Raw genomic sequence first — 20,813 nt, 5'->3', positions numbered from 1 at the left:
CACCCTTGGGCCGGAAATCAGCGTCTGTTGGCCGTTATCGGCCCAATATCCTGCAAAATATGGTGCCGAACATTGCAACAGTGCTGCCTTTCCACTACGTCACCCTTGATCTATGGTGCTGGTGGGAACCGGTGCTATGCCTTGCGACAAGGCACCAAAAAACAAGACAAATAGACGGGCTGAAACATCATGACCAAAAAAAACCAAGCTGACAGCGACGTTGATTTCATCCAAGCGCTGGCCGCAGTCCTGCGCGAGAACGATCTGACCGAATTGCAGGTCAAACGTGACTACGGCGAAAACGATACGCTGAACGTGCGTGTGAGCCGCCAACAGCCACAACAGATCGTAACCCAAGTTGCCGCTGCACCGGCCGCGGCGGCCCCTGTCGCCGCGCCTGCCGCAGCCGAGCCAGCCGCAGACCCAGCGTCGCATCCAGGTGCGGTGACGTCTCCGATGGTCGGAACCGTCTACATGGCCCCCGAGCCCGGCGCGCCCGCCTTTGCGACTGTCGGCGCCCAGATCAACGAAGGTGATACCATCTTGATCGTCGAAGCCATGAAGACGATGAACCACATCCCTGCACCAAAATCTGGTACGATCAAACGTATCTTGGTCGAAGATGGCGCACCGGTCGAGTTCGGCACGCCACTCGTTATTGTTGAATAATACCAACCACTTGGGGTCTGACATGTTCGACAAAATCCTGATCGCCAACCGTGGTGAAATTGCTCTGCGCGTCATTCGTGCGGCCCGCGAAATGGGTATCAAATCAGTCGCGGTACACTCAACTGCTGACGCCGACGCGATGCACGTACGCATGGCTGACGAAAGCGTCTGCATCGGGCCTGCCCGCGGCACCGATAGCTATCTTTCAATCCCTGCGATCATCTCGGCGTGCGAAATCACCGGCGCGCAGGCGATCCACCCGGGCTATGGCTTCCTGTCCGAGAACGCGAACTTTGTTCAGATCGTCCAAGACCACGACCTGACATTTATCGGCCCAACGGCCGAGCATATCCGCGTGATGGGCGACAAAATTTCGGCCAAGGACACGATGAAGCGTCTTGGCGTTCCTTGCGTGCCGGGCTCGGACGGTGGGGTGCCCACTCTCGAAGATGCCAAGCGTATCGGCGAAGACGTTGGCTATCCCGTCATCATCAAAGCAACCGCTGGTGGTGGCGGCAAAGGCATGAAAGTCGCTCAAACAGCTGCTGACATGGAAAGCGCATTCCAGACAGCCCGTGCCGAAGGCAAGTCGAACTTTGGCAACGATGAAGTCTATATTGAAAAATACCTGACGACCCCGCGCCACATCGAAATCCAAGTCTTTGGCGACGGCAAAGGCAAAGCCGTGCATTTGGGCGAACGCGATTGTTCGCTGCAACGGCGTCACCAAAAGGTTTTTGAAGAGGCTCCTGGCCCCTCAATTGACCCCGAAACGCGTGCCAAGATTGGTAAAATCTGCGCCGACGCTGTTGCGAACATCAACTATATCGGCGCTGGCACAATCGAGTTTCTCTATGAGAATGGCGAGTTCTACTTCATCGAAATGAACACCCGTTTGCAGGTCGAGCACCCTGTAACAGAAGCCATCTTTGGACAAGATCTGGTGCGTGAACAGATCCGTGTCGCCTCTGGGATGGACATGTCCTTTACCCAAGACGATCTCGAGATCAACGGTCATGCCATCGAGGTTCGGATCAATGCTGAAAAGCTGCCGAACTTTGCACCCTGCCCCGGAAAAATCACGCAATATCATGCACCTGGCGGTCTTGGTGTGCGGATGGATAGCGCACTGTACGATGGATATTCGATCCCTCCATACTACGACAGCCTGATTGGCAAACTGATCGTACATGGACGTGATCGACCAGAAGCATTGGCCCGTTTGGCCCGTGCCTTGGGCGAATTGATCGTCGATGGTGTCGACACCACCGTACCATTGTTCCACGCATTGCTCGCTGATCCAGACGTGCACAGCGGTAACTATAACATTCACTGGCTGGAACACTGGTTGGAGCACAATCTAAACTAATGCGCGGGCGGGCATTCTGATGACACCATCTCAGGGCCTAACCCCAGAGCTGTTGTTGCGCGCCTACTCCAACGGCATTTTTCCCATGTCCGAGGGGCGCGACACTGACGAGGTGTTTTGGGTCGATCCGCGCAAACGTGGTGTGTTTCCCTTGGATGGGTTTCGCATCTCACGCTCGCTGCGGCGCGCAATCCGGACGTCCCCGTTTCGCATCACGTTTGACACGGATTTTTCCAGTGTCGTCGCTGGCTGCGCCGACCGAGAAGAGACATGGATCAATGGCCCTATCACCCGTCTCTATGCGGCACTCGCCGATGCCGGGTTTGCCCATTCTGTCGAAGTCTGGGACGAACAGCGGTTGGTCGGTGGCGTCTACGGGGTCACAATCGGTGCCGCGTTCTTTGGCGAGAGCATGTTCTCAACCCGCACCAATGCGTCCAAGATCGCGCTCGCCTATTTGATCGACAAGTTGCGCAGCAGTGGATTTGTTTTGTTCGACACACAGTTCATCACGGACCATCTGTCGAGCCTCGGCGCCATCGAAATTCCCCGCGGGACGTATCGCAGGTATTTGGCAGAAGCGATTGAAATAGAGGCAGATTTTGACACGAATGCGGCTGTTTCAACCCCAGATCAGCTCTTGCAGCGCATGACCCAAACGTCGTAGCGCGGATGTTCCATCGCGTTCAACGCAGGTGCAGATGCAATCATCCAGCCACGAAATACCGGATCAGGCGTGCCCGCTTCTATAACAGTGAGCAACGCATAAGCGTTGCCAGACCGGTTTCCAGATGGATATCGACATTCAGCCAGCGTGACGGACAATCGACCCTGACGCGCTGTTCCACCGGTGTCGAGCTCAACATCGGCGACACGCCCAGTAATCTTGTCCAGTATACGCAACATAGCGCCCGATCCTGCGGTGACTTGTTGCGCACCAACAGGTGCTGCCAAGGCGCATAGAAGGATCATAGCTGATACGAAACGGGCCATAAGGGCTCCTATTCGGGGGTCCACGCCTCGTAGTCGCGTCGAAGTGCTGGGGACGCACGACGGATCGACCCTTGGGGCGCATAGGCCATCGCGGTGCCAGTCAGGTTCTCTTGGTGCGGCTTTTCCCACTCTTTGTGGGCAAACGGCGCATCAGTCGGAGGCGTGTCATAGGTGTGGTGTAGCCAGCCATGCCAATCAGGGCTTACGCGGCTTGCTTCTGGCTCTCCGTTAAAGATCACCCAGCGGCGCGCGCCATATTCGTAGAACACGTTGCCAGCGTCATCTTCGCCAACCTTGCTACCATTGCGCCATGTGAACAGCTGGGTGCCAAAGGTCGAGCCATGCCACCATGTCAAAGCGCGAAGAATTGATGTTTTCAGACCCATGTCCGTGCTCCTGAAGTATCGTAAGACTGCTATGCCGCATCCCGCGATGCGCGTCCAGCCCCAGCGCGGCAAACCGCCTATCCGATATAGGCGGTCGCTTCGATTTCGATTTTATATTTCGGATCGATCAAGCCGCACTCGACCATTGTCGCTGCCGGTGGCGCATCCCCAAACGCAGCGCGCAAAGCAGGCCAGCACGCTTCAAAATCTGCAGCGGTCGGAAGGTAATAGTTTACGCGGACCACGTCACCAAGCCCTGCACCGGCTTCAGCAAGTGCGGCTTTGATGATTGCCAACGCGCTTTCGCATTGCGCAACGACGTCAGTGGGCGGCTCACCCGTTTCTGCCGCCGGTGCGGATACAGTCCCGGCCACATGGACCCAATCGCCTGCGACAACTGCGCGGCAATAGCCAATCTTGGCTTCGAATGCTCCGCCTGAATGAATACGCTTCATCAGTTAACCAGCTTCGGCGGTTTCTTTATCCGCCTCTCCGTGGATCATCAGTGGTTGCGCGTCCGAGGTCACAGCCTCTTCGTTCACAACAACTTCGGTCACGCTGTCCATACCAGGAAGATCGAACATCGTCTCAAGCAAGATATCCTCGAGGATCGAACGCAGGCCACGTGCACCAGTTTTCCGCTCGATCGCGCGGCGGGCAATTGCCGTCAGCGCGTCATCGGTAAAGGTCAGCGCCGTTTCTTCCAGCTCGAACAGACGTTGGTACTGTTTGACCAAAGCATTCTTTGGCTCGGTCAGGATCGTGATCAGCGCGTCTTCGTCGAGGTCCTGCAATGTCGCGAGAACGGGCAAACGTCCGACGAATTCAGGGATCAAACCAAACTTCAGCAGATCTTCAGGCTCGAGATCGAGAAACAGCTCGCCGATACCCTTGTCGTTCTTTTCGCGCACATCCGCGCCAAAGCCCATTGCCGAGCCTTTGCCACGTTGGGCAATGATTTTGTCCAGTCCAGCGAACGCACCGCCAACGATGAACAAGATATTGGTTGTATCAACTTGCAGGAATTCCTGCTGCGGATGCTTCCGGCCACCTTGCGGTGGAACACTGGCAACCGTGCCTTCCATGATCTTGAGCAACGCCTGCTGAACACCTTCGCCCGAAACGTCACGTGTGATCGATGGATTGTCCGACTTGCGCGTGATCTTGTCGACTTCGTCGATGTAGACGATGCCACGTTGTGCACGCTCGACATTGTACTCAGAGGCTTGGAGCAGTTTGAGGATGATATTCTCGACATCCTCGCCCACATAACCGGCTTCGGTAAGAGTTGTGGCATCAGCCATCGTAAACGGAACATCCAGAATCCGCGCAAGCGTCTGAGCGAGAAGCGTCTTGCCGCAACCGGTCGGGCCAACGAGCATGATGTTGGATTTCGCCAGCTCAATATCGCCGCCAGATTTCGCTGCGTGGTTCAAGCGTTTGTAGTGGTTATGGACCGCGACAGACAGAACGCGTTTCGCGTGCGACTGACCGATCACATAGTCATCCAAAACTTCGCAAATTTCTTTGGGCGTCGGCACACCATCTGCGGCCTTGAGACCTGCTGTTTTAGTCTCTTCGCGGATGATATCCATGCACAACTCGACGCACTCATCACAGATGAACACAGTCGGTCCCGCAATTAGCTTGCGCACCTCATGCTGGCTCTTGCCACAAAAGCTGCAGTACAGGGTGTTTTTGCTGTCACCGCTAGAGTTGTTTGCCATCTCAATCCTCGAAGGGCGTTTGGCCCATTTTCATGCATTCGGGCTGCCCGTGATACAACACTATGGCAGCCCGAAACTGTCTACAACGCCAAAATGTGCCCCATCCAAACCCTGTTGCACGGGGAACAATTTGTTTAGTCTTTTGCGTCATCTTCTTTGTTGCGGTTCTCGACAATCTCGTCGATCAAACCCCAGTCTTTTGCATCCTCGGCAGACATGAAATTGTCCCGCTCCAGAGCGGCTTCAACCTTTTTCAAGGTCTGGCCTGTGTGGCGCACATAGATCGAATTCAACCGATCTTTGAGCTTTTGCGTCTCAGCGGCGTGGATCATGATATCCGTCGCCTGCCCCTGGTACCCGCCGGACGGCTGGTGAACCATGACGCGACTGTTGGGCAGCGAGAAACGCATCCCTTTTTCGCCAGCAGTCAACAACAGCGATCCCATAGAAGCCGCCTGACCAATCACGAGTGTCGACACCTTTGGTTTGATGTACTGCATCGTGTCGTAGATCGACAAACCAGACGTCACCACACCACCGGGCGAATTGATGTACATGCTGATTTCTTTGCTCGGGTTCTCGGCTTCGAGGTGCAGCAGCTGCGCCACGATCAATTGGCTCATACCGTCATGCACAGGACCATTCAGAAAGATGATCCGTTCTTTCAGCAAGCGGCTGAAAATATCATAAGCGCGCTCACCACGGCTGGTCTGCTCGACCACCATGGGAACAAGGTTCATATAGGTTTCTACTGGATCGTTCATTTGGCCTGCCAATTCATAACTTAGGGGACGGTAGTCCGGTTTGGTTAAAAGAACCTTAGTGCTGGCTCTGGGGTGCTTCAAGGGCATCCGGTTTTTCTTGACAAAAACGTAAGCCCTAACTAACCGTAAGTCATGACTAACACATCTGCAACCCCAGAAATGGCGATCACAGCACTTGCTGATCCAACACGTCGCGCGATCATGAATGCGCTGCGCGAGGGGCCGCTGGCGGTCAGTGCGCTGGCCAATGACCTCCCCGTGACCCGCCCCGCCGTTTCACAACACCTGCGCGTGCTCTCTGATGCTGGCTTGCTAACGGTCACGCCGCACGGAACCCGCAGGCTATATTCGATCGCACCCGATGGAATTGCCGCGATCCGCTCCTATCTCGATAGTCTGTGGACGGATGCGCTAGACGCTTTTGCAGTCCACGCCACCGCCCTTGCAGGAGACGACGATGACACGCAATCCGATCCGTAAAACCGTCACGGTCTCTCAAACACCAATGTGCGCCTTTACGATCTTTACCCGCGATCTATCACTGTGGTGGCCGCAGACGGGTTCGGCAAATGTCAGTCACGCCCCCAGCAGCCTCTCGCTCGAGCCTGAACTCGGCGGGGCAATTACTGAGACGCGTGCCGACGGCAGTATTGCAAAATCGGGCACCATCACGGATTGGACACCGGGGCACCGGCTGTCTGTTGATTGGTATTTGGATCGCGACGAGACTGCCGTGACGACCGTCAGCGTGACCTTTACCCAAGGGATCGGCGGCAAACAGGTTGATCTCGTCCATGACGGGTTCGAATCTCTTAGCACTCCAGACGCGACCCAACGCTGGACTGGGACTTGGGCGCAAAAAACAGCCGCCTGAGGGGTTGATTGCGGGCCGCCCCGCAACATCTCAGGCTCATGACACTCTCATTCCCTCCGACCCGTGCAGCGGCTCTGACCCGTCTTCATGCTTTTGCACCAGGCGCTGGCCGTGCCTATGCGCGAGATCGCAACTTTGACAGACCGGATGCGGCGGGCGTTTCTGCGCTTTCGCCCTATATCCGTCACCGCATGCTCACCGAACCCGAGGTGCTAGCCTCTGTGCGAGAAAACCACTCCGACGCGGACGCTGAAAAGTTTATCCAAGAGGTGTTCTGGCGCACTTATTGGAAGGGGTGGCTGGAACTGCGTCCCTCGGTCTGGGACGACTACGTTGTTGAGCGAGATCAGGCATGGAATGACGTGCAAACACAATCAGGGCTACGCACGGCGTGGGAAGACGCCTGTTTGGGACGCACGGGCATCGAGTGCTTTGACCATTGGGCACAGGACTTGGCCGCCACTGGTTACTTGCACAACCATTCGCGGATGTGGTTCGCCTCGATCTGGATTTTCACGCTGCGGCTGCCATGGTCGCTGGGCGCTGATTTCTTTCTGCGCCACCTTCTTGATGGGGACGCGGCATCGAACACACTGTCGTGGCGTTGGGTTGCCGGACTGCAGACAATCGGGAAAACCTACCTCGCACGACCAGACAACATCACCAAATACACCGGAGGACGCTTTCGGCCCAAAGAGCTCGCCACCCACGCATTTCCCGTGGACGGCACTCCGCCCCGTGCCCGCGGCCCAGCCCCGACGTCAAGTACCCTTGATCCCGCAAAACGCACGGGCCTCTTAATCACCGAAGATGACATGTCGACAGATTGGCTGGCCCAACGCCTTCCAAACCTGATTGCAACGGAGACGGTCCAGACAACTGAATATCGAAGCCCTCTTGCCCCCGCACCAAACGTCATACAATTCGTGGAACAGGCACTGTCTGAAATCGCCGCCCCCTTGGCCACAACGGAACAGGTACGTGAGTGGGCCACAGCCAACGGCATCGAACAAATCGCAACACCGTATATTCCGGTCGGTCCGACCCGAGACGCGTTGGGTGGTTTACCTTTGGTCCAGATTATCCGGCCCTACGATAACGCGGCGTGGCCACACGCGACGCACGGGTTCTTTCGCTTCAAAGATAAGATTCCGAAACTGCTCAGCCAGCTTTAAGGCTCGCGCAACGCCTCGCGGGATTTGTACAGCGGCCGCGTCAGGTACCGCAGAACTGTCCGCTCACCTGTATGCAATTCGACGGACGCCAGCATCCCTGAACGGATATCAATCATCTGCTGACGATCTGTCAGTTGGCTCAGATCAACGCGCAGGGTCACTTTGTAATGCGGATCGCCATCCGGCTTACGCTCGTCTTTGAACGTGTCCCCAGAAATCAGATGAACAGCACCTTTGAGCGATCCATAGATCGTATAATCATAGGCGCTTAGCTTGATCGTTGCATCCTGCCCGCGCACGACGTTTGCGATATCTTCTGGCTTGACCTGCGCCTCGACAAACAGCTCTTCATCCATTGGGATGATCTGGAAAATCTCTTCGCCCGGACGCACAACACCGCCGATTGTCGTCACACCTAGGTTGTTAACAATCCCGCGCATTGGCGACGTGATCAACGTCCGCGACAGCTGATCCTGTGCAATCCGCGCATCTTGGCGCAAAGTCGCGAGCTCTTTGGGCGTGTCAGAGTAGCTGCCTGCCCGCTCTAGTTCGGTCTTTGTGATGATCTCGTTGAATTTGATCTCAGCATCTGAGTGGGCTTTGCGCGCGCAGGTCACTTCGATCAGCGCCACGACCTCGCGGTTCAGCATGTCTTCCATCAGGTCCAATTCGCAGCGAGCCTCTGTCAGGATACCCTTGGCGCCGCGCACCTTGCTATCATAGTCCGACTGCCGCGCGTTCAACAACGCACGCTCAGACGCCACGATAGCCGGCTGACGTGTAGACAATTCGTTCGGCACGATAAAATCAAATTGGCCTTCCAGCTCGGCCTCAAGCCGCAAACGGCGAATGTCCAAACTGTAGATCTGGTCCTGAATGTCGTTGGCCGCTGTTTGAAAGCGTGTACTTTCTAGACGCGCAAGAACATCACCGGGCAATACAATGTCACCCTCGGACACCATCATTTCAGCCAGAATACCATCTTCGAGGTTCTGTATGATCTCCGGGCGTGACGAACTGACGATCTCACCATCCGCACGAACAATCTCGTCGATCCATGCAAAGGCGGCCCACGCGATAAAGATGAACACAGTCGCGCGCACCAGCCAGATCGTCATCGACGACCCGCGCATTTCATCGTTCAACTCTGCATCTACCGTGGCCATTTACGCGCTCTTTCTTTGTTTGAAATGGGCCAATACATCATCACGCGGCCCGTCAACGGACATGCGCCCGTTTTGCAAAATCAATGTCCGTTCTGTCAGCTCCAAGATCGGCACACGGTGTGTGGCAATCACCGCTGTCCGGCCTTTGAGCCATTTGTCCAAACGACCGACCAAGGCGCTCTCCAGCGCTTGGTCCAAGGCCGCGGTTGGTTCATCCAGCAGGCAAATCTTGGGGTCTTGCAACCATAGGCGCGCCCAACCGATAGACTGGCGTTGGCCGATGCTCATGCCTTCGCCGCCGTCCCGGATTTCCAAATCCAGTCCCTTGGCGTGGCCTCGCACAAACGGGCCGAGACCCGCGAAATCAAGCGCTTGGAGCATACGGTCGTCATTCCGCTCTAGCGTATTGAGGTTCAAGTTGTCGCGCAGTGTTCCGCTGAACAGACGCACCTCTTGGGACAGGTAGCCAATCCCACGACGCAGATCGCGGCTGTGCAACTGGTTCATATCAACACCGTCAACCAACACGCGTCCTGTTGACGGCGTATAAAGACAGCTCAGCAATTTCAGCAGCGTCGATTTGCCTGAACCATTAGAGCCCAAGATCGCAATCCGTTGACCCGGCATGATCCGGATACCTGGGATATCCAATGTCGCTGCATCATCATCATCATAGCGATACGTCATCTCGCGGATCTCAAACGATCCATCTAGGCTCTCGCGGCGCAGGTATGTGCGGTCTTCTTGCAAATCTTGCTCAGAGCTTGCGACCTGATCCAACGCTTCCAGCGCGGCCTTAACATTCGACCAGCGTGCGAGCGTACGCGCCAGCTGTGTCAGCGGCGCCAGTGTCCGTGATGTCAGAATACCAACCGCGATGATCGAACCGATTGTGAATTGCCCTTGGAACACAAGGAACGTGCCGCAAACAACAGCCGTTACATAGGTCGCCTGTTGGACGCCTTGGCTCCAGAACTGCAGAAACGATGCCAGTTTGCGCTGCTCGGCACTTGCCAGTGACGACAATGCTGTCAGCTCTCCCCAAAGACGCTTGAAACGGTCCTCGCCACGCTGGGATTTAACCGTGTCGGCGTCGTAGATTGCTTCGTGCAGCAGACGCGATGACTTAGCCGATGCGCCTTGGGTTTGCTGTGTCAGCTTGATCATCTTCTTTTGCAAAAAGAACGATGGGATCACCATCAGCAATCCGCCGATGACCAATACCCATACAATTGGGCCCGCAATCGATACCACAAGAGCAAGAAACAAGACAATAAACGGAAGGTCCGTCAGGCTGCCAATCGTCGAAGCCATAAAGAATTCACCCACCGAGCCGAACTCGCGCATCGCGTTGAACAGCCCGCTTGGTGTCTGACCTTTTTGGCCACCACGCATGCCCAGCAACCGATCCATCAACAGGGCCTGAACGCTCAATTCAATCTTGCGGCCCGCCCCATCCAAAATGCGCGCACGGCTCATTTTGAGAAAGCTCTCCATCAAAATCGCAAGTCCGGCACCAACGGCCAAGACCCACAACGTCGAAGTCGACTGATGCGGGATCACGCGATCATAGACCTGCAGCGAGAACAACGCGACCGCCACCGCAAGAATGTTCGCAACAAAGGATCCGAGGGTAATTTCTGCGATCTGGCGGCGGAACTTTGGAAATTCACCCCAGAACCAATGGTTCGAACCCAGTTTGCTCGCGTGCTTTTTCGTCAACTGCGTCACCGACATTTCCTTGCGGACCAAAAGCCCCGAGAAATGCGGCTCAAATTCAGCGCGTTTGATTTCGGTCCGGTGATCAGGCGCGTCCTTGTCATAGATTGACAGACGCTCACCCTCTTGCCCCAAGACTAACACGATCTGGCCACCACGCATGTAGGCCAGTGCTGGGAAATCATGCGGCAACACTTGCGCCACTGTTTCAACATTCGCGCTCAGACCCAACGCCGTCAGCGCATGAGCAATCGCATTTGCAGGGTTTTCTTTGTCAGCGTCCGCACCCATCTTTTCCAAGACGTCAGATACCGGCAATTCCACACCCAAAACACTAGCATATGTCGCGGCCAGTTCGGCGCGACCACGGGCTCGCGCAGTGAACGGTGATCCACCTGACTTGCCGTGCTTCGCCGCCTTGTTCGACGCAGCCTTGGCCAAGATCTCGGGCGAGATTTTCGCAATAGGTGCAAGGGCTTGCGTGTTTGCAGGTTGAGCATTCGCAGATCGAACGACGCGGCTTTCTTTGCCACCTGATGTCGTTCCAGCAAAGGCGATGACAGGTCCGGTCAAATCCGTTCTCCTTCAACAAGCGTGCCACGCTCGTTTGCAATCGCCAAACGCACACGCGCTTTTTGATACTTCACCACCGCAGCGTCAGCTTGTGTGTCCAGATGCGTCTCGTAGACCGAAATCACATCCATCACGGTGCGCTGACCAGCGCGGTATTGCTCGTCAAAGAGCTCGAAATTCGCTTTGGCTTGTGCCGCGATAGACTCGCGTTCGCCTTGCTGAGTATTGAGCGAGGCCAACTGCGCCTCGAGCGACCGCAAGACGCGGTTTGCATCCTCGCGAGACTGCCCAACACGCGCGGCGGCGGCGGCTTCTTCGGCTTCAATCGCTTTGAGAGAGGCACCTTTGCCCCAACCATATCCGTTGTCCGCACTAACGCCAATATTTGCACGGCTGCCGCCCGAGCCTACGGCACCAGTCAACGACACACCGGGCAAATACCCGGCCCGCGCTGCAATCGCACTGGCAACAGCACGGCTGCTCTCAGCTTCGACCTTCAAGACATCCAGAGGGTCCGCATTGTATCTCGTCACGGCCTTTGAGACAGAGCGGCAGTTTTGCTTAACGAGAGTTTTCGGTTCATCGTAATCCTTGAAATGATACGAGATGAGAACGAAGACAGGGCTGAATGGATCGGCCGACAAACACGTTAAAGAGATCAAGCGCAAGACGCGTCGGCAATTCTCTGCGCAAGAGACGATCCGGATCGTTTTAGATGGCTTGCGAGGAGAGAGTTCGATCTCTGAGCTTTGTCGTCGCGAAGAGATTGCCGAGAGCCTGTATTACAATTGGTCAAAGGACTTCATGGAGGCCGGAAAGAAGCGTCTGGCTGGCGATACAACCCGCCAAGCAACATCCAGCGAAGTCACGGGCTTGAAGCGTGAGGCACGCAATCCCTGGATAGGCCTCGAGGCATTGCAGCAAGAACCCCAGCTCGGCGTTCGAATGTTTGTCGTTGCTGTCCTTGACCTGCGTCGTGCGCTTGCCGAACAGCCCTTCCACTCCATCAAAAAGCAGAGCCGCCCCAGATCTGCGCACCGCCTCGAACACACACGCAAAATTCTTGGCCTTCTCACCGATATACTTGGACACCAACCCCGCGACGTTCACGCGGTACAATGGCACTGGCCCGCCGCCGTCTGGGGCCATCTCACGGACGATCGCCTCGGCCGCGGTGGTTTTTCCTGTTCCGCTGGGACCAAAGAACACAGCCGCCATACCCAAGCCACGTGTCGAAGATGCTCCAAATCCCCAATCGTCGATCACTTGTCCGCGGTGGGTCAAAAACGTCGTCATCTGCGACAGGGCCTGTTTTTGCGCAACTGGCAGGATCAAATCATCCCACCGCGCGCGCGCCTCGACCCGTTCCGCCAAAGGCCCCATCGTGTTGGACACATGTGCTTGGGCCGCATGCCAAAGGTCCGGCGCCAGACCATAGCCACCCCCCCGAACCGACCGTTCGACTTGGGCCGGCGTTAGTTGGTAAGATCCGCACACAGCAGCGATCTGCGCATCACGATTGTGCAGACCATCCGGCACCCTTGTCTCCCACGCGCCAACAGCATCGTTCGGAGGCGCCAGAGCGACAGCATGATCCATATCCTCGGGCGCAGTCGTCATCATAAAATGCGGCACCCCGAGCCGTTTGGACAATGCCCAAATCATCGGCCCATCACTTAGGACCAAAACACGCCCGCAGAGCATGGCATCCCGCGTGATCCGGCAGGCGGCCCCTGCCAATTCATCCAAAGAAAACTGCATCAACGCGCCGTCCAAGAACAACACACCATGTCCCAGCGCGTGCGACACTTCACAAATCACAGGTAATAGAGCGGCCGCATCACCGTGGTAAAACGCGCTTGGCTTGTGCCGCAACCCACCGCGGCCAGAACAACTCTAGGGTGACACGACAAGCGCCAGATCAGGTGTGAGTTTTCCTGTGAATTCCGTGAATTGTCTTTGAAAAAAGGTGTGAATTGCGGATCAGCCGGGGGTTTTCCTTACCTTAGGCCAGCTCTCTTCCTGCGTATGCCGGAACAGAACGGCAGACTGATTCTGCCCCAAGCCACACCCGTTGCAAAAATCTTGCATCCGGTTGCAATGGCCGTGCAATCACAGCAATATGCCCCAGCGCCGCTTGCGCACGTAAATATGAAAGACACTGGATGGCCGTTACTTTAAAAGATGTTGCACTCAAGGCCGGTGTCTCTCGATCAGCCGTTTCCCGTACATTTACTGCAGGCGCGTCCGTTTCGGAAAAGACACGCCGCAAGGTGCAAAAGGCAGCAACCGAACTGGGCTACAGTCCAAACGCGCTGGCCTCTGCGATGACAACAGGCCGAACAAAATTGATTGGCCTCGTCTCTAACAACTTTCACAATCCGATCTTTCTAGAGGTGTTCGATCTCTTTACGCGCGGCTTGCAGGACCGTGGCCTTCGCCCGCTGATTGTGAACCTTTCTGACGAAACGACCCCCGATAAATGGGTCCAGATGCTTCAGCAGTATTCTGTCGATGGGGTCGTTGTGGCCTCGTCCACGCTGCCCCCTTCTTTTGCCAAGGCATTTCGTGATGCGCGCATTCCGGTTGTCCATTGTTTTGGCCGTCATGCGTCGACACCCGAAGTCCACGTCGTCGGCATCGACAATATCGAGGCAGGCCGCATGGCCGCCCGCGAACTGATCCGGCGCGAGTATTCAAATGTCGGGTTTCTGGGTGGCCCCGAGGATGCGACATCGACCGGTGACCGTCTCGACGGCTTTTTACAGGAAATGGCGACGGCGCCGCATATCGAAGTCACCAGCAGCTTTGCCAGCGCCTATTCTTTTGATGCAGGCCGTGTCGAAATGACCAAGCGTCTGATGACCGATCCGGCCCAAGCCTATTTTTGCGGTGACGACGTTCTGACCATCGGGGCGCTTAGCGCCATCCAATCAGCGGGCCTTAGTTGCCCAGACGACATCGGGCTCATTGGTCTCAATGATATGGAAATGTCGCGCTGGGAGAACCTTGACCTGACGACGATCCACCAACCCGTTCGCCAAATCATCGCGTCATCCATCGAATTGATCGAAGCGATGCTAGAGGAACCAGACCGCTATCCCGAAGCGCGCCTGTTTCAGTGTCACGTCATTGATCGCGGAACCCTGCCCAAACGCAGCGCACCGTAAAAAAAAGCGGGCGATCCCGTTAACAGACCGCCCGCGATTGGGTTCAAAATATGCAAATTACGTAATTCGAAGTCAAAATTACGCAAATTACATAAAATTTATCGATAGATAGACGGACGGGCGTCTACCCACGCACCATCATCTTTTGCAGATTGCACAGCCGCATAGACCGCCGCCATCGACCGCACGCCATCCTCGGCTGTAGGCAGACCATCGCGGGTCTCGCCGCGAATGGCCGCTGCGAGATCGACATAGATGTTCGCCACAGCCAAAGGGAAGCCTTCGGGGTGCGCGATTGCCACCCGTGACAAACGCGATGCCTCATCAGACAAGCTGCCTTCGCCCTTCTCCATGATTTGTGTGCGACCACCTACAGGCGTGTACATCACTTGGTTTGGCTGCTCTGACATCCAACGCATGCCACCCGTTTCGCCAAACACTTGGATATCAAAACCGTGCTGACGACCAATCGCCACGGACGACGTCCACAGACGGCCTACAGTCCCGTTTTCCATACGGAAATTCACCATCGCATCGTCTTCCAGCTCGCGGCTAGAGATGGTCGAGGCAAAGTCCGCAGACAAGCTACGCACCTGATCACCTGCGATAAAGCTGGCCATATGCATGGCATGAATACCGCAATCTGCGAACTGGCCAGACACACCAGCCATCGCTGGATCATAGCGCCAGCGCACCCGCGGATTGTCCGCATCGGTCGCATCGCCGTGGTGTCCGTGGCTAAAATTTGTGACAACCAAACGTACCTTACCAACCTGTCCGGTGCGCACCATTTCACGCATCTCGCGGACCATCGGATAGGCCGAATAGCAGTAGTTCACCGCACAAATTTTGCCGGTCTTCTCGGCGATCTTGACGATCTCTTCACCTTGCTCGACGGTCATTGTCATCGGCTTTTCGCAAAGCACGTTGAACCCGGCTTCAAGAAAATTCTTGGTGATTTCAAAGTGGGTGTTGTTCGGCGTCGCAACGGTCACCAGATCGACCCGATCCTCGCGGTTGCGTTCGCCCTCTAGCATGTCCTGCCAATTTGCATAGGCGCGATCAGACTCGATCCCAAGCTCGGCTGCATAGGCGCGGCCTGCTTCAGCATCGATATCTAGCGCACCAGCAGTAAACGAAAAAATGCCATCAGCATGCGCGCCCATACGGTGTGCTGGACCGATTTGGCTACCTTTGCCGCCGCCGATCATACCCCAATTCAGTTTTGCCATGATCTGTTCCTTAAAAACCGATGGATTTCAGATAGTTGCCGTTCAAAAGCGCATCAGCTGCAGGCGACGTGTCACCTTCAGGATCGCAGTCTTGCTCAACAGTGCACCAACCTTCAAAGCCCGCGTTGACCAACAGCGCGCGCACCTTCGGGAAATCGACGTCGCCGTCGCCCAAATTGCAAAAGATGCCCTGCGCACATGCGTCGTAGAATCCTGTCCGTTTGGCAACGACGTCGGCTTTAACTTTGGGGTTGATATCTTTAAAATGCATATAAGAAATGCGATCCATGTTCCGTTCCATGAACGCAATCGGATCGTATCCTGCATAAGAGTGGTGACCAGTGTCAAAACAGATTTTCAAGTGTGATTCGTCGACTTCAGATAGCAGGCGCTCGAGCTCTGGTTCAAAATCGATGAAACCAGCCGCGTGGGCGTGCATTCCGACGGTCAACCCGTATTCTTCGGCACCCATTTTCGCGACAGTTGCGATGCGGTCACGGAACGCAATCCACTCCGCCTTGTCCATTTGTTCAGCCTCGTCGGGGCGACCTGCTGTCGGCGCACGACGTGGTGAAATTGAATCAATAAGAACAAGGTGTTGCGCACCATGCGCCACCAATGCTTTGCATGTCCGAACAGACGCATCCAAAACTTCGTCCCATTTTTCCAAATCATGAAACGGGCGGAAAACAACGCCACCGATCAGGGTCTGGCCCGTCTCTTCGAGCGCGTCTGCGACCAGTGGTGGATCCTCAGGCATAAAGCCGATCGGTCCCAATTCGATGCCGGTAAAGCCCGCTGACGCATTTTCAGCCAGCACGGTTTTCCAGTTTGGATTGCGCGGATCATCCGCGAATTCGACACCCCAACTACAGGGCGCGTTGCCAATAGTGATCATGTTTTCAAAGCCTTATCTAGTAATCTTTAACTGTTTTCCATTGACCGCCGTCTTGCGAACCCCAAGCGGCAGCGACGACGCGGTTGACCTCTAACCCTTCGGCAAAGGTCGGCCAGATGTTCTGGCCCTTTTCAATAGCGGCGAGGAAATCGCGCGCTTCGATGATGATTTGATCTTGATAGCCAGTGCCGTGACCCGGCCCCTGACAAAACGGAAGGTAATCCGGATGCGCAGGTCCCGTAAGAATTTTACGGAAACCGCGTGTCGCGTCAGGCCCGTCCATCAAATAGAGATGCAGCGCGTTCTGGTCCTCTTGGTCGAATTTGATCGACCCTTTGGTTCCGTGGATTTCATACGCATAGCCCATTTTGCGCCCTGTCGCGACGCGGCTAAAAAATAGGTGCCCCATGACCCCATTCTCAAACCGGCACATCATTTGCGCTTGGTCATCATTGGTAACGGCAACTCCGTTGCGCGTTTCGTGGACGGTCTCGATGCGGGCGTTCACTTCGGTTATTGGACCGATTAGCGCGCGGGCACCGTTGATCATATGCGGGGCCAGATCGCCCATCGTCCCGTTGGCCCGCCCCGTGGTCCGCCAATTCGCGGGTTTGGTCAGGTCGGCCAGAAAATCTTCTGTATGCTCACCGCGGAACCACGTGACATCGCCGATGGCACCCTCCGCGATTAGGTTCTGGGCATATTGCGAGGCTGGGGTACGGATGTAGTTGAACCCGATCATGTTCACACAGCCAGACGCCTTGGCTGCATCGACCATCGCCTGCCCATCTTCCATAGACGCACCCAGCGGCTTTTCACAAAACACAGGCTTGCCCAATACGAACGCCGCCAGCGCAATCTCTCGGTGTGTCTCTTGCGGGGACGCGATCACAACGGCCTCAACCGCCGGATCATTGACCAAATCCATCCAATTGTTGGCTGCCGATTCTGCGCCAAACGCCTCTTGGTAACGTTTCGAGCTCGCAGGAGTGCTGCCACAAACCGAAGCAAGATACGGCCGCAATGCAGTTCCAAACACCAATCCGACCGATGCATAGGCTACGGCATGCGCCTTGCCCATATAACCGCCACCCACCAATCCGATGCCAATTTTCGTCATGCGCGTCACCCATTTGAAAAACCGATTGCAACCGGTTGCAAAGTGAGTATCTTTGATTGGGTCGGCTGGTCAATGGTCAATCGACTCAAACTTGAATTTTACGAGAGGCGGACACAGCCGGTGAGCCAAGACACGCAGACCATTACCCTGACGACCGCACAGGCCATTATTCGCTATCTGGCCGCGCAATTCATTGAAATTGATGGGGTTCGCACCCGTGTCTGTGGCGGCGGCTTTGGCATTTTTGGTCACGGAAACGTCACCTGTTTGGGTGAAGCGCTCTATAACCAGCAAGAGGAACTGCCTCTCTATCGTGGTCAAAACGAACAGAGCATGGGATTCGCTGCTGCTGCATATGCAAAATATCATTTGCGCCGACGTTTCATGTTCTGCACCGCCAGCGCGGGGCCCGGTACGGCAAACCTTTACACGTCTGCGGCCCTCGCCCATGCCAACCGGCTGCCAATGTTGCTGCTGTGTGGCGACGCGTTTCAAACGCGCCTACCTGATCCGGTGCTTCAACAGCTCGAACACTTTGGCAATCCAACGATTGGCGTGAACGACGGATTTCAGTCTGTCAGCCGCTATTGGGATCGCATCACGCATCCTGCACAGATTGTTCAGTCGCTTCCTGCTTCGTTGGCAACGATGCTTGACCCTGCCGACTGCGGCCCGGCATTTATTGCACTGCCACAAGACATTCAGGGCTGGACCTACGATTATCCCGTCGAGTTCTTTGAAGAAAAGACATGGCGCATTCGTCGCTCTGCACCCGATGCAGACGAAATCGCAGATGCCGTGGCCGCCTTGAAATCGGCAGAACGCCCTGTGTTGATCGCAGGTGGTGGCGTGCAATATTCCCGTGCAGTGGCCGAGGTGACAGCCTTTGCCGAGGCGCACAATATTCCAGTCATCGAAACAATCGCGGGCCGCGCCAACCTGACCAATGATCACGCGCTGAACATCGGTCCAGTCGGCGTCACCGGTTCAGACAGCGCCAACCATGTGGCCGAACGCGCCGATGTAATCCTATCTGTTGGCTGCCGTCTTCAGGATTTTACCACGGGCTCTTGGACCGCATTTGCCAAAGACGCCCAGATCATTTCCCTGAATGCAGGGCGTCATGATGCGGGCAAACACCGGTCACTGCCGGTCGTGGGTGATGCCAAACTGGGAATCACTGCACTGACGAAAGCACTGGATGGCTATACCGCCCCAGCAGCTTGGACCGCAGAGGCGCAGGCGGAACGTGCCAAATGGAACGACTATGTCGCCGGCAACGTCAAACCCGGTAATCGCCCAAACTCTTATGCCCAAGCCATCGGGACCGTAAACGCCCTATGTGATCCCCGTGACCGCGTGGTGGCCGCTGCCGGCGGTCTACCTGCCGAGGTGACCGCCAACTGGCGGACCTTGGACATTGGCACCGTCGACGTCGAATTTGGTTTCTCATGCATGGGCTACGAGATCGCTGGCGGCTGGGGCGCACGAATTGCCCAGTCTGAATCTGAACCAGACAACGACACCATCATCTTTACCGGCGACGGATCGTATCTGATGCTGAACTCAGACCTCTATTCCAGCGTTCTGACCCAGAAAAAGATGATTGTTCTGGTGCTCGACAATGGGGGCTTTGCTGTCATCAACAAGTTGCAGAACAACACCGGCAACGAGAGTTTTAACAACCTGATCGCAGACACACCGACCGCGACCCATCAGGTTGGGGTCGACTTTGAGGCGCACGCCGCTGCGATGGGGGCCAATGCGGAAACCGTTGGAAATCCAGCAGAACTGGCCGAGGCGTTCAAACGTGCCAAAGCCAGCGACACGACCTCAGTCATCGTGATGAAGGTCGACGCCTATGACGGCTGGACAACCAAAGGTCACACTTGGTGGGAGGTGGGAACACCACATATCACCAACAGCGACCGCGTCCGCGAGGCACACGTCGATTGGGAATCCAGCCGATCCCGCCAGCGAAAGGGCGTCTGATGGACATCCTTACAGGGATCAAAAAGAACAGTTTTGTCGTTGTAGGGCGCGTGGGCATGGACCTGTCCCCGCCCACAGACGTCAAAACCGAAAACGCCGAAACGGTGGTCGTCGCCATGGGCGGCAGCAGTGCAAACATCGCCGCTGGCCTTTCGAAATTCGGGGCGTCTACCGCGCTTGTCACGCGTGTGTCGGACGACTCGATCGGACGCTACTGCTTGAACCAGTTGAAACACTACGGCGTTGACTCCACCCATGTGACACCCATTGCAGGCGAATTTCGCAATTCACTGGCGCTCTATGAAACCCGCGTTGAAGACCACCAATCGGTCATCTACCGCAACGGTGCCGCTGATTTTCAGATGAGCATCGAGGATGTCGAAGCCGTCGACTACAGCAAATACGGTGCACTGATCACCGCGGGTACAGTCTTTGCCGCAGAGCCGTCGCGCAGTGCTGCGTTTCGCGCGTTCGAATTGGCCCGTGCGGCCGGGCTGCCAATCATATTTGACGTAGATTACCGCCCGTATAGCTGGCCGAGCGCCGAAGTGGCCGAAGACGTGCTGTCACGTGCAGGCACGCTATCGGATGTGATCGTCGCCAATGACGAAGAATTCGGCTTTATGGCTGGTGGCATCGACAAAGGCCTCGCCAAAGCGCGCGAACTGGCCAGCACAACTGCCAGTATCGTGGTCTACAAGATGGGTCACCTTGGCGCGATTACATTTGCAAACGGAACAGAGACCCGCACCGGCATCTATGCCGTCGAAGCGGTCAAGCCGACAGGCGCAGGCGACAGTTTCATGGCGGGTTTCATCGCCAGCCTTGCCGAAGGTCGCGATATGGACGAGGCCGTTTTGCGCGGCTCGGCTTGTGCCGCGATTGTCGTGGCAAAACCCAGCTGCGCACCCGCTATGCCAAATAACGAACAACTCGAGGCGTTTCTCGCCACCCACCCCGGACCAAGTGACGTAAAAGGATAACCC

The 20,813-nt window shown here is 56.0% G+C and carries 21 protein-coding genes and 1 pseudogene; 10 read left to right on the top strand and 12 right to left on the bottom strand.

Going from position 1 to position 20,813, the window contains the following annotated elements; all coding sequences use genetic code 11:
- Positions 1-189: 189 nt before the first annotated feature.
- From accB to aat, 3 genes are read left to right on the top strand one after another with little or no spacing between them, the layout of a single operon-like run.
- Positions 190-669, top strand: coding sequence for an acetyl-CoA carboxylase biotin carboxyl carrier protein (gene accB / locus TR2A62_RS00740; RefSeq protein ID WP_009158165.1), 480 nt, complete (start codon positions 190-192; stop codon positions 667-669).
- Positions 670-691: 22 nt separating this feature from the next.
- Complete coding sequence (gene accC / locus TR2A62_RS00735; RefSeq protein ID WP_009158568.1) at positions 692-2,038, top strand: acetyl-CoA carboxylase biotin carboxylase subunit; 1,347 nt, start codon at positions 692-694, stop codon at positions 2,036-2,038.
- A 19-nt stretch (positions 2,039-2,057) separates the two neighbouring features.
- On the top strand, positions 2,058-2,705 hold the full coding sequence (gene aat, locus TR2A62_RS00730; RefSeq protein WP_009157611.1) for a leucyl/phenylalanyl-tRNA--protein transferase: 648 nt from the start codon (positions 2,058-2,060) through the stop codon (positions 2,703-2,705).
- Here the strand turns inward: aat and TR2A62_RS00725 are convergent.
- The 5 genes from TR2A62_RS00725 to TR2A62_RS00705 all read right to left on the bottom strand — a co-directional run bounded on the left by TR2A62_RS00725 (position 2,672) and on the right by TR2A62_RS00705 (position 5,908).
- A complete protein-coding gene (locus TR2A62_RS00725; protein WP_009159130.1) occupies positions 2,672-3,031 on the bottom strand; it encodes a DUF2155 domain-containing protein in 360 nt (119 codons plus the stop codon). The two genes, aat and TR2A62_RS00725, sit on opposite strands and share 34 nt — an antisense overlap.
- Before the next feature lie 8 nt (positions 3,032-3,039).
- The gene (locus tag TR2A62_RS00720) at positions 3,040-3,417 is read right to left on the bottom strand and encodes an NADH:ubiquinone oxidoreductase subunit NDUFA12 (protein WP_009158630.1); all 378 of its coding nucleotides are present in this window, start codon (positions 3,415-3,417) and stop codon (positions 3,040-3,042) included.
- A 77-nt stretch (positions 3,418-3,494) separates the two neighbouring features.
- Entirely contained in the window at positions 3,495-3,872 is a 378-nt protein-coding gene (locus TR2A62_RS00715) for a Rid family hydrolase (protein ID WP_009159003.1), read from the bottom strand.
- Between the two features lie 3 nt (positions 3,873-3,875).
- Positions 3,876-5,144, bottom strand: a complete 1,269-nt coding sequence (gene clpX / locus TR2A62_RS00710; protein ID WP_009159622.1) for an ATP-dependent Clp protease ATP-binding subunit ClpX — start codon at positions 5,142-5,144, stop codon at positions 3,876-3,878.
- A gap of 134 nt (positions 5,145-5,278) precedes the next feature.
- Positions 5,279-5,908: an ATP-dependent Clp protease proteolytic subunit gene (locus TR2A62_RS00705; protein WP_009157352.1), complete on the bottom strand. Its 630-nt coding sequence runs from the start codon at positions 5,906-5,908 to the stop codon at positions 5,279-5,281.
- A 132-nt stretch (positions 5,909-6,040) separates the two neighbouring features.
- On the opposite strand from TR2A62_RS00705, the gene TR2A62_RS00700 reads away from it, so the two are divergent.
- From TR2A62_RS00700 to TR2A62_RS00690, 3 genes are read left to right on the top strand one after another with little or no spacing between them, the layout of a single operon-like run.
- Complete coding sequence (locus TR2A62_RS00700) at positions 6,041-6,388, top strand: helix-turn-helix transcriptional regulator (protein ID WP_040819949.1); 348 nt, start codon at positions 6,041-6,043, stop codon at positions 6,386-6,388.
- On the top strand, positions 6,366-6,782 hold the full coding sequence (locus TR2A62_RS17440) for an SRPBCC domain-containing protein (protein WP_009158992.1): 417 nt from the start codon (positions 6,366-6,368) through the stop codon (positions 6,780-6,782). The genes TR2A62_RS00700 and TR2A62_RS17440 overlap by 23 nt, the downstream gene beginning before the upstream one ends.
- Before the next feature lie 38 nt (positions 6,783-6,820).
- Positions 6,821-7,957: an FAD-binding domain-containing protein gene (locus TR2A62_RS00690; RefSeq protein ID WP_009160804.1), complete on the top strand. Its 1,137-nt coding sequence runs from the start codon at positions 6,821-6,823 to the stop codon at positions 7,955-7,957.
- On the opposite strand, the gene TR2A62_RS00685 is transcribed toward TR2A62_RS00690, so the two are convergent.
- From TR2A62_RS00685 to TR2A62_RS00675, 3 genes are read right to left on the bottom strand one after another with little or no spacing between them, the layout of a single operon-like run.
- On the bottom strand, positions 7,954-9,123 hold the full coding sequence (locus TR2A62_RS00685) for an HlyD family efflux transporter periplasmic adaptor subunit (RefSeq protein ID WP_009160327.1): 1,170 nt from the start codon (positions 9,121-9,123) through the stop codon (positions 7,954-7,956). The two genes, TR2A62_RS00690 and TR2A62_RS00685, sit on opposite strands and share 4 nt — an antisense overlap.
- Positions 9,124-11,415 carry an ATP-binding cassette domain-containing protein gene (locus TR2A62_RS00680; RefSeq protein WP_009159619.1) on the bottom strand — a complete coding sequence of 764 codons (2,292 nt, stop codon included), beginning with the start codon at positions 11,413-11,415 and terminating at the stop codon, positions 9,124-9,126. It lies immediately after the preceding gene.
- Complete coding sequence (locus TR2A62_RS00675) at positions 11,412-11,948, bottom strand: TolC family protein (protein WP_190275685.1); 537 nt, start codon at positions 11,946-11,948, stop codon at positions 11,412-11,414. Before TR2A62_RS00675 ends, TR2A62_RS00680 begins: the two co-directional genes overlap by 4 nt.
- A gap of 73 nt (positions 11,949-12,021) precedes the next feature.
- On the opposite strand from TR2A62_RS00675, the pseudogene TR2A62_RS17905 reads away from it, so the two are divergent.
- Positions 12,022-12,303, top strand: a pseudogene (locus TR2A62_RS17905) (transposase); the annotation flags it as partial.
- On the opposite strand, the gene TR2A62_RS18870 reads toward TR2A62_RS17905, so the two are convergent.
- Positions 12,208-12,564, bottom strand: coding sequence for an AAA family ATPase (locus TR2A62_RS18870; RefSeq protein WP_369699510.1), 357 nt, complete (start codon positions 12,562-12,564; stop codon positions 12,208-12,210). The pseudogene TR2A62_RS17905 and the gene TR2A62_RS18870 overlap by 96 nt on opposite strands.
- A gap of 1,016 nt (positions 12,565-13,580) precedes the next feature.
- Here TR2A62_RS18870 and TR2A62_RS00665 point away from each other — a divergent pair.
- Positions 13,581-14,585, top strand: a complete 1,005-nt coding sequence (locus tag TR2A62_RS00665) for a LacI family DNA-binding transcriptional regulator (protein WP_009159158.1) — start codon at positions 13,581-13,583, stop codon at positions 14,583-14,585.
- 98 nt (positions 14,586-14,683) lie between these two features.
- Here TR2A62_RS00665 and TR2A62_RS00660 read toward each other — a convergent pair whose 3' ends face one another.
- Genes TR2A62_RS00660 through TR2A62_RS00650 form a run of 3 tightly spaced genes read right to left on the bottom strand, consistent with a single transcriptional unit; the run spans position 14,684 to position 17,835 of the window.
- Positions 14,684-15,817 (bottom strand): Gfo/Idh/MocA family protein, encoded by a 1,134-nt coding sequence (locus tag TR2A62_RS00660; RefSeq protein WP_009158372.1) that lies wholly within the window; start codon positions 15,815-15,817, stop codon positions 14,684-14,686.
- 10 nt (positions 15,818-15,827) lie between these two features.
- Positions 15,828-16,715 carry a TIM barrel protein gene (locus TR2A62_RS00655; RefSeq protein WP_009157381.1) on the bottom strand — a complete coding sequence of 296 codons (888 nt, stop codon included), beginning with the start codon at positions 16,713-16,715 and terminating at the stop codon, positions 15,828-15,830.
- Between the two features lie 16 nt (positions 16,716-16,731).
- Positions 16,732-17,835, bottom strand: coding sequence for a Gfo/Idh/MocA family protein (locus TR2A62_RS00650; RefSeq protein WP_009160456.1), 1,104 nt, complete (start codon positions 17,833-17,835; stop codon positions 16,732-16,734).
- A 120-nt stretch (positions 17,836-17,955) separates the two neighbouring features.
- Between TR2A62_RS00650 and iolD the strand changes: the two genes are divergently transcribed.
- Both iolD and iolC read left to right on the top strand, forming a co-directional pair.
- Positions 17,956-19,827, top strand: coding sequence for a 3D-(3,5/4)-trihydroxycyclohexane-1,2-dione acylhydrolase (decyclizing) (gene iolD / locus TR2A62_RS00645; RefSeq protein WP_009158778.1), 1,872 nt, complete (start codon positions 17,956-17,958; stop codon positions 19,825-19,827).
- Positions 19,827-20,810 (top strand): 5-dehydro-2-deoxygluconokinase, encoded by a 984-nt coding sequence (iolC, locus tag TR2A62_RS00640; protein WP_009160096.1) that lies wholly within the window; start codon positions 19,827-19,829, stop codon positions 20,808-20,810. Before iolD ends, iolC begins: the two co-directional genes overlap by 1 nt.
- Positions 20,811-20,813 lie beyond the last annotated feature (3 nt).

The organism is Thalassobium sp. R2A62, from assembly GCF_000161835.1.
Lineage (GTDB): Bacteria > Pseudomonadota > Alphaproteobacteria > Rhodobacterales > Rhodobacteraceae > Thalassobium.
The sequence above is the reverse complement of the archived record's forward strand: the minus strand, read 5'-3'. Positions and strand labels throughout refer to the sequence as shown.

What these genes read in the sequence shown, in the direction of transcription:
- accB (WP_009158165.1), top strand. Translation starts at nt 190, where the DNA reads ATGACCAAAAAAAACCAAGCTGACAGCGACGTTGATTTCATCCAAGCG.
- accC (WP_009158568.1), top strand. Translation starts at nt 692, where the DNA reads ATGTTCGACAAAATCCTGATCGCCAACCGTGGTGAAATTGCTCTGCGC.
- aat (WP_009157611.1), top strand. Translation starts at nt 2,058, where the DNA reads ATGACACCATCTCAGGGCCTAACCCCAGAGCTGTTGTTGCGCGCCTAC.
- TR2A62_RS00725 (WP_009159130.1), bottom strand. Translation starts at nt 3,031, where the DNA reads ATGGCCCGTTTCGTATCAGCTATGATCCTTCTATGCGCCTTGGCAGCA.
- TR2A62_RS00720 (WP_009158630.1), bottom strand. Translation starts at nt 3,417, where the DNA reads ATGGGTCTGAAAACATCAATTCTTCGCGCTTTGACATGGTGGCATGGC.
- TR2A62_RS00715 (WP_009159003.1), bottom strand. Translation starts at nt 3,872, where the DNA reads ATGAAGCGTATTCATTCAGGCGGAGCATTCGAAGCCAAGATTGGCTAT.
- clpX (WP_009159622.1), bottom strand. Translation starts at nt 5,144, where the DNA reads ATGGCAAACAACTCTAGCGGTGACAGCAAAAACACCCTGTACTGCAGC.
- TR2A62_RS00705 (WP_009157352.1), bottom strand. Translation starts at nt 5,908, where the DNA reads ATGAACGATCCAGTAGAAACCTATATGAACCTTGTTCCCATGGTGGTC.
- TR2A62_RS00700 (WP_040819949.1), top strand. Translation starts at nt 6,041, where the DNA reads ATGACTAACACATCTGCAACCCCAGAAATGGCGATCACAGCACTTGCT.
- TR2A62_RS17440 (WP_009158992.1), top strand. Translation starts at nt 6,366, where the DNA reads ATGACACGCAATCCGATCCGTAAAACCGTCACGGTCTCTCAAACACCA.
- TR2A62_RS00690 (WP_009160804.1), top strand. Translation starts at nt 6,821, where the DNA reads ATGACACTCTCATTCCCTCCGACCCGTGCAGCGGCTCTGACCCGTCTT.
- TR2A62_RS00685 (WP_009160327.1), bottom strand. Translation starts at nt 9,123, where the DNA reads ATGGCCACGGTAGATGCAGAGTTGAACGATGAAATGCGCGGGTCGTCG.
- TR2A62_RS18870 (WP_369699510.1), bottom strand. Translation starts at nt 12,564, where the DNA reads ATGGCCCCAGACGGCGGCGGGCCAGTGCCATTGTACCGCGTGAACGTC.
- TR2A62_RS00665 (WP_009159158.1), top strand. Translation starts at nt 13,581, where the DNA reads ATGGCCGTTACTTTAAAAGATGTTGCACTCAAGGCCGGTGTCTCTCGA.
- TR2A62_RS00660 (WP_009158372.1), bottom strand. Translation starts at nt 15,817, where the DNA reads ATGGCAAAACTGAATTGGGGTATGATCGGCGGCGGCAAAGGTAGCCAA.
- TR2A62_RS00655 (WP_009157381.1), bottom strand. Translation starts at nt 16,715, where the DNA reads ATGATCACTATTGGCAACGCGCCCTGTAGTTGGGGTGTCGAATTCGCG.
- TR2A62_RS00650 (WP_009160456.1), bottom strand. Translation starts at nt 17,835, where the DNA reads ATGACGAAAATTGGCATCGGATTGGTGGGTGGCGGTTATATGGGCAAG.
- iolC (WP_009160096.1), top strand. Translation starts at nt 19,827, where the DNA reads ATGGACATCCTTACAGGGATCAAAAAGAACAGTTTTGTCGTTGTAGGG.